Source organism: Psychrobacter sp. TB55-MNA-CIBAN-0194 (assembly GCF_040309505.1).
In the GTDB taxonomy this organism is placed as follows: Bacteria; Pseudomonadota; Gammaproteobacteria; order Pseudomonadales; family Moraxellaceae; genus Psychrobacter; species Psychrobacter fozii.
Genome location: NZ_JBEOOW010000510.1, coordinates 1 through 256 on the forward strand (window position 1 = coordinate 1; position 256 = coordinate 256).

The window sequence follows — 256 nt, forward strand, 5'->3', positions numbered from 1 at the left end:
TCATCCAGGTCGAAGACGTGCAGCAGCAGGATGCTGCGGTCCAGGGCCAGTTCCGACCAGACGGTGCCGGGGGTCACGCTGGTGATCATCGCCAGCACGGCCAGGCCGTTGGCGTCGCGCAGGTCCAGGGGGATCTTGATAAAGCGCGAGCGCGGTGGGCGTGAGCCGCAGGTGAGTACGCCCCAGGCCACGTGCAGGTTGGAGATGATCACGTCGAGGCCGACCCGGAAGAACAGGCGGATGATCACCCCAGGGC

Annotated in this window: 1 protein-coding gene; it reads right to left on the bottom strand. The window is 66.8% G+C overall.

Features of this window, described 5'->3' with window-relative positions:
* The coding region (locus AAEY75_RS16075; RefSeq protein WP_352260158.1) for a Na+/H+ antiporter subunit E at positions 1-256 on the bottom strand (256 nt) is incomplete at both ends.